Origin of the sequence: Candidatus Endomicrobiellum cubanum (assembly GCF_031278955.1) — a bacterium.
Taxonomy (GTDB): domain Bacteria; phylum Elusimicrobiota; class Endomicrobiia; order Endomicrobiales; family Endomicrobiaceae; genus Endomicrobiellum; species Endomicrobiellum cubanum.
Window position 1 is genome coordinate 1 of the sequence record NZ_JAITJM010000050.1, and the last position, 7,126, is coordinate 7,126.

Annotated in this window: 7 protein-coding genes; 5 read left to right on the top strand and 2 right to left on the bottom strand. The window is 32.3% G+C overall.

The window, feature by feature from the left end:
* The coding region (locus LBD57_RS04715; protein ID WP_373470179.1) for a U32 family peptidase at positions 1–1,095 on the bottom strand (1,095 nt) is incomplete at its 3' end.
* Between the two features lie 615 nt (positions 1,096–1,710).
* Between LBD57_RS04715 and LBD57_RS04720 the strand changes: the two genes are divergently transcribed.
* From LBD57_RS04720 to LBD57_RS04740, 5 genes are all read left to right on the top strand, one after another.
* A complete protein-coding gene (locus tag LBD57_RS04720) occupies positions 1,711–2,475 on the top strand; it encodes a ParA family protein (protein ID WP_373470180.1) in 765 nt (254 codons plus the stop codon).
* Between the two features lie 26 nt (positions 2,476–2,501).
* A complete protein-coding gene (locus LBD57_RS04725; protein WP_373470181.1) occupies positions 2,502–3,353 on the top strand; it encodes a ParB/RepB/Spo0J family partition protein in 852 nt (283 codons plus the stop codon).
* Complete coding sequence (locus tag LBD57_RS04730; RefSeq protein WP_373470182.1) at positions 3,353–4,150, top strand: hypothetical protein; 798 nt, start codon at positions 3,353–3,355, stop codon at positions 4,148–4,150. Before LBD57_RS04725 ends, LBD57_RS04730 begins: the two co-directional genes overlap by 1 nt.
* Before the next feature lie 452 nt (positions 4,151–4,602).
* Positions 4,603–4,809: a class I SAM-dependent methyltransferase gene (locus LBD57_RS04735; protein ID WP_373470183.1), complete on the top strand. Its 207-nt coding sequence runs from the start codon at positions 4,603–4,605 to the stop codon at positions 4,807–4,809.
* A 132-nt stretch (positions 4,810–4,941) separates the two neighbouring features.
* Positions 4,942–5,148, top strand: coding sequence for a hypothetical protein (locus LBD57_RS04740; protein WP_373470184.1), 207 nt, complete (start codon positions 4,942–4,944; stop codon positions 5,146–5,148).
* Positions 5,149–5,462: 314 nt separating this feature from the next.
* On the opposite strand, the gene LBD57_RS04745 is transcribed toward LBD57_RS04740, so the two are convergent.
* Positions 5,463–6,683, bottom strand: a complete 1,221-nt coding sequence (locus LBD57_RS04745) for an ATP-binding protein (RefSeq protein WP_373470185.1) — start codon at positions 6,681–6,683, stop codon at positions 5,463–5,465.
* Between the last annotated feature and the right edge of the window lie 443 nt (positions 6,684–7,126).

The window sequence follows — 7,126 nt, forward strand, 5'->3', positions numbered from 1 at the left end:
TGGTTCAAATTGATAAGGGGATAATATTTCTATTGCATCCCCCTTTTTTAGTTTATGCTTTAATTCTATAGTTAACATACCATCTTTATTGTCTGTTATAATTCCAGCGTTCCTGTAATCGCTTCTGCTAGAAGTTTCTATATAGTCTTGTGCAGACTCATCGGGTACTCCATTGAAAAAACCAAGAGTATATCCTCTATTTTGTAATGTTAATAATTCTTGCATATATATGTCTGAACGCCACTTTGTAGGGTTATTAAAGTAATCATCAATAGCTTTACGATAAACCCTAGCTGTTTGTGCAACGTAATATTCGCTTTTGTTCCTGCCTTCTATTTTCAAAGAGTCGATTCCAATTTCTATCAAATTATTAAGTTTAGGCATTAAACATAAATCTTTAGAGTTTAAAATATATGAGCCTTTCTCATCTTCTTCCATTTCCAAATACTCTCCAGGTCTTAACTCTTCTTCCAATAATAATTTGCTTTTGTATTTCCATCTACAAGAGTGAGCACACGCCCCCTTATTTGCGCTTCGTGAAGCCATAAAAGCAGATAATAAACATCTTCCAGAATAACTTATACACATTGCCCCATGTATAAAAACTTCCAATTTTATGTTTTTGCAGTGTTTTCTTATTTCTTTAGCCTCTAAAAAACTTACTTCTCTACCTAAAACACATAAAGATGCCCCCAAATCCTGCCAAAAGTGCACAGTTAACCAAGAACATATATTTGCTTGGGTAGAGATCTGTACAGGCATTTGAGGAATTTCTTTTTTTATATAGCTAAATATGCCTGGATCAGAGATAATAACTCCATCTGGATTTAATGTTTTTATTGTGTTAGCAAAATTTTTAAGATTTGGAATATCTTTGTTATGAGAAAATAAATTAAGCGTTAAATAAATCTTTTTCCCTAAATTGTGAGCAAAAAGAATTCCTTCTCGAATCTCTTCTAAAGGAAATTTCGATTTTACACGCAGAGACATTTCTGCAATCCCAGCATATACAGCATCTGCCCCGTAAAGCAGCGCTATTTTTAGCTTTGAAAGAGACCCTGCAGGCAATAAAGTTCTGGTTTTTTCATAATACAATTATAGCAAATAAAAATATGGACCAGGGAGAATAATCTATACGCTCAACTCCTCCGCACAGCAGGCTTTATGAGCAAATTTCTATTTTGTAAATGTTTCACGTGAAACATTTACAAAATATCCTATGTATCCAGATAAAGTGGTGGCATTCACATACTTATTAGTGATAGAGTCTCTTCAATTCACATATCTAGCCAAGTTCCAATCGAAGCGTCTTTAGAGCCTGACTTGACCGCTTTAAGGAAAAAAAGGGGGAATCAATCATAAAAAAGGAGGTTTGGGGAACCCAAACAGATGTTTTTATATAAAAACATCTACTTTTTGTTTTTTCTAAATATGAAGTTGTCCTCTAAACAACTATATATTATTTTACATAATTAGTGTATATTATGTAAAATAATAGTCTAAATATCTATTTAGACTATTATTTATGTTAAGATATAAAGAAAAGATAAACTCTTTTATAGAAGAGAATGTGTATTAAATAGATTTATATTATTGCTTTTTCTTTCGGGGGAACCCAAAAGGTCAAGTCAGGTATTGGGATTGTGTTTCACGTGAAACATTAATATAATATGGCATAGTTTAAAATTGCTATGCTAAATGGAGTATGAAATGAGTAAAGTAATAGCAGTAGCTAATCAAAAAGGGGGCGTTGGTAAAACAACGACGTCAATAAATTTAGCTGCTAGTTTGTGTCATTTAGGACAAGAATGTTTGTTAATTGACATGGATCCACAAAGCAATACTACAAGTGGGCTAGGTATAGATAAAAATTCGTTAAAAAAAACAATATATGATGTTTTAATTGATGAGATTGCTTTAGAAGATATTATACAAAATAGTGTTATGGATTGGCTTGATATTGCACCTGCTATTACAAGTTTAAGCGGGGCAGAAATTGATCTAGTTAAATTAGAAAATAGAGAAAAAAAGTTAAAGTCTGCGTTAGAAAAATTTCAAAAAGTTTATAAATACATAATAATAGATTGCCCTCCATCTTTAGGGCTTCTTACAATTAACTCTCTTATAGCAGCAGACACAGTTTTAATACCTATGCAGTGTGAGTTTTTTGCTCTTGAGGGGCTTGGGCAGTTATCTAAAACTATTTTTGCTTTAATGCAAGACTTTAATTTAGAGTTAGAAGGCGTCTTATTTACTATGTTTGATTCTAGAACTAATCTTTCAGGGCAAGTTGTAGATGAAGTGAAAAAGTTTTTTAATGATAAAGTTTATGAAACTAAAATACCCAGAACAGTAAAGCTTGCAGAGTCTCCTAGTTTTGGAAAACCAGCTATACTTTATGATCCTTTAGGTAAAGGAACAACTGCATATTTAGAGTTTGCAAAAGAGTTTCTTAGAAAACAAGAACAGGAATAATAATGAGTTATCATAGGAGAAAAGATATGCAGAAAAAGGCTTTAGGCAGAGGATTAGAATCCTTAATTCCGTCGTTAGGGCAAAATAAAAGTGTAGATGATAAGGTAATAAAAATTCCATTAAATAAAATTAAACCTAATAGGTTTCAACCTAGAACCAAGTTTAATGAACAAAAATTAAAAGAACTTGCCGATTCAATTAAAAAACATGGCTTAGCTCAACCTATTTTAGTTACAGAGTCTATTGTCCCAGGTGAATACGAGATTATTGCAGGTGAAAGGCGTTATAGAGCTTCTAAACTTATAGGTAGTAAAGATATAAAAGCAATAGTTAAACAGTCTGCTGATGATAAGCAGCGTTTGGATTTAGCATTAATAGAAAATTTACAAAGAGAAAATCTAGACCCTATAGAAGAGGCTAAAGCTTTTCAAAGGCTTATAGAAGAGTTTTCACACACGCATGAACAAATTGCAGAAATTATAGGAAAAGAAAGGTCTGTTATATCAAACACTTTAAGGCTTTTGTCTTTACCTGAAGAGATTCAAATCCTTATTGCTGAAGGCAAAATTTCTTCCGGACATGGAAGAATGCTTGCAAGTATAGAAAATGTTGCAAAAATTAAACAGATTGTAGAAAAAATATTAAATGAAAAGCTTTCTGTAAGAGCTTTAGAAAAAATGGTTTCAAACTTTAAAATTGGCAATAAAAAAATAAAAGAGAAAAAGCAAGAAGTGGAACTTACAAATTTAAAAGAAGAAATTCAAAGAAAATTTGGAACAAAAGCAAGCATCGTAGGTAATAGTAAAAAAGGTAAAATTGAACTTTATTATTACTCTTTAGATGATCTTGAGAGAATAGCAAGAGAATTAAAATTATAATGTTAGTATCTAGTTTTAAAAAAGGATTTTTTGTTGTGGATAATTCTGGTATAAAACAAAACTTAATAAGAGACATTAGTAGTAATATTTATAATTTTTTACATTTTCTCCTTGTAAAAAATGCATTTTTAAATTATAATTTGTATGAAAATAAAATTTTCTGTTTTAATTTGTTGCTCATATATATGTTATCTGCGTGTAGTAGTAAAGAGGCTGTTAAAAGTTTAGTAGAAGACAGGTTATCTAATGCATCTCATGTATCTAATACTGATGTTAATACTTCCCAGCTAACGACAATTGATATTAATTCAAGTCTTGCACAAGAGCTAAGAAGTAGGGGGTTTCAGGAGTGGGAAGTTTTGGAGATGTTATATATAGCACAAGAGACATACGATGGGGAGCCAGGATGTATTGGAGGAGGCACATATATTACTAGGAGCAGCAAGTATGCACCTGTTGAGTTTAAATGCTATAAGTGTGCTGCATGGTCTACACCGGGGGGTGGGGTGGGTGGTGATGTAGAATCGGAGATATTCTCAATAAGGAGGCTTCTCAATCATCTTGGGCAATGTGGGTTAGTAGACAGAGATTTATGGAAAAGATATACATATCAGGAGATTATGGAGATAGTTCATAACGATCTCGGTTCTAGCGAGTATACGATTTCATCTTTTTATAGTGGAACTGCTCCAGATCTCATAGATAAATTAATTTCTAACATCACAATTTCTCAGTGTCATAAACAAACATTCATCTTCTTCTATGAAGGTACGCCTATGGACCCAATAACCTATTAACTAATTTGTACTTGACTTGCGATTTTCCCCTCTCTTTCTCAATGCTACGAACATTAGAAAAATTTAATAAAAAATGCCTGAAATAATTGTTGAGCTTCAAACCATGTATTAATTGTGGATTAGTTGTGTATAACTAATCCACTGTTAGTTTAAATATGTTGATATTTTTAATAAAAATTTTAAACAAAATATATTGAAAAATCAATACAAAATATGAGAGAACTCAAATTCAAATATTTTATAAGTACTTTATCTTTGCTATGTGGATAACTTGTTGATAAGTTTAGGTGATAAGGAGCTTGGGAAAGTAATATATATGTAACAAAAGAGGTCTAATTTAAAGGGAACAGAAAAAAACTTGCTGATTCATTAACAGCGGAAACGACAGAGCTAATACCATTCTTCCATATTTGCTTCAAGATTTTTGGGAACTTGGAAGCGATTCCCAAATTATGATTAAACTGATTAACAAATATGTTCCTTTGTCTGAAAATACAAAAATATTGGATTTAGCTTGTGGCAAAGGTGCGGTATCGGTTGGACTTGCTTTGAGGCTTCGGATTAAAGTAAAAGGTATTGATATAATTCCTGAATTTATCGAATATGCAACACAAAAGGCAAAAGAGTTTGCTGTTGATGGTTTATGTGATTTTGCGTAATAAGCGTAATAAGACAGTTAAAATTGAAAAAGGTTATGGTTGCGTTATTTTTGGAGCAGTAAGTAGCGTATTGGGCGTCCTGCTGAAACTTTAAGTAAGTTAAAAGCAACAGTAAAGACAGGTGGATATGTTTTGATTGACGAAGGATATCTTTCTGATGAAAGTAAACGAAAAAATATTAAATACAATAGTGATATTTATAGGACCAAACAACAATGGTTAGACTTATTTAAAGAAATGGGGTTGGAGTTAATTGAAACTGCTTCTGCCGGCAGCGCAGATAATTTAGATAGTGGTCAAGATACGGCAGCCATAGAGCAGTTAGAGCTAATGAGTTAATCAAGAAGTATCCGGATAATAAAGATATGTTTGAGGGATATATTCGTGGTCAGCAAAATGAGTATGATATTACCTGACTTGACCGTTTTAAGGAAAAAAAGGGGAAGTCACTCATAAAAAAGGAGGTTTGGGGGAACCCAAAAGGTCAAGTCAGGTAATATAAGCGTCAATCTTGTCTGTGTTACTTGGATTTTGAAAAAAGTATAATGCAGAAAATAAGTATGAATTTCCATCCTTAATACGCTAGCCTACAAACAAGTCTCTTAATGCTGGATTTAGTTCCCAAGACTTATAAGCGCAAAAAGATGCAGACATTATATTTCCCAAACTGGGATGGATACAATGTTACGATTTAAAGGAATACGTTCAGGTTGTAAACAAATAATAGCGCCTAGTCCAACTTTTTTGTTTAATTTATTCAATTGATTAAAATACTTACAGTCTGATAACTGTGGATTTGTAGTTTTTTTTATTTCTATTGGGTAAAGAGTCCCATTTTCTTCTATAACTAAATCTATTTCTTTTTGATCTGTATCCCTATAAAGATACATAAGAGGTTCTTTCCCATTGTGTAAGTAAGATTTTAGGGTTTCTCCAATAACATGAGTTTCAAGTATTGCACCATCCATGGCTCCGCTCATAAGAGATTCTGGCGTGTTCCATCGTGTAAGATAAGAACATAAACCAGTGTCCAAGAAATACATTTTTGGGGTTTTTATTATACGATTTGTTATGTTTGGGGAATATGGGCGCAAAAGATACACAATCTCAGAACGTTCTAATATGCCCATCCAAGCTTGAGCTGTTTTAACGTCTATTCCTACATCACGCGCAAGGGAAGTGTAATTTAGAAGTTTAGCTGTTTGAGCGGCGACAACTGAGACAAAATTAAAAAATTGTATAGGTCTTTCTATATTGTAAAAATCTTTGACGTCTCTTTCAATATAAGATTGTATATATGAAGAATAGTATTGTTCTCTATCAATGTTTTTATTAACAACAGGTTCTGGTAGTTGACCTTCCCATATAAGTTTATAAACTTGTTGGATTGTTAACTTTTTTGTTTTTTTAAAAGTGTTATAAGAAGGTAAAAAAGGTTTTGACAAAAAAGGTTGTTTTGCTTTTTCGTTATAAGACAAGCCCATAAGTTCGAGTATTGCTATGCGTCCAGCCAAAGATTCTTTAACTCCATCCATCAACTTATATTTTTGAGATCCCGTAAGCCAAAAAGCGCCTTTAGTATTACGATTTTGATCAACATAAATTTTTATATAAGGAAATAATTCAGGCGCATACTGTACTTCGTCAATAATTACAGGAGGCGGGTTTTGTTGCAAAAAGAGTTCAGGGTCGTTCTTTGCCAATTGACGAAATTTTATATTATCAAGAGAAACATAATTGCGCTTTGATTTTTTTGAAATATTTTTAAGTAATGTCGATTTGCCAACCTGTCTTTGTCCATTTAAAAGAATTACTCTAAATCCTTTTGACGTCTTTTCTATTACATGGCTTAAAGTGCGTTCTAGGTCAGACATTTCACCCTCTCCTTAAACAATAATCAGTTTAATATGGAACAACCTCCATTATATACTAAATATGAGTCAGTGTCAAACAACAATGCAGAGCTAAATCTAGATTAGAGGTAGATCTGATTTGGAAAGGGGCTGTAAATAATTTTGTGTAAAGTTAGCATTGTTAATTTTTGTCCGACAGAATAAGTAATTGATTGTAATTGTGAACCTTTGAACACCACAAATACAAGCATTTAAGTAATGCTTCTGTTCTCATTGACAGGTATTGGGTTTGTTGTATAAAATAAGCCGTCTCATTTCCAATGTGTTCCCAACTCTCTCCCACATATCTATACTTATTATCCCATTTTGTTCTAAACTCTTCAAGCTTATCTTGTGTATAAATCTTTGCTTGATACATGCTTTGTTGAATTCCTCACTTGATGTACTATACATTTATTCCTGTT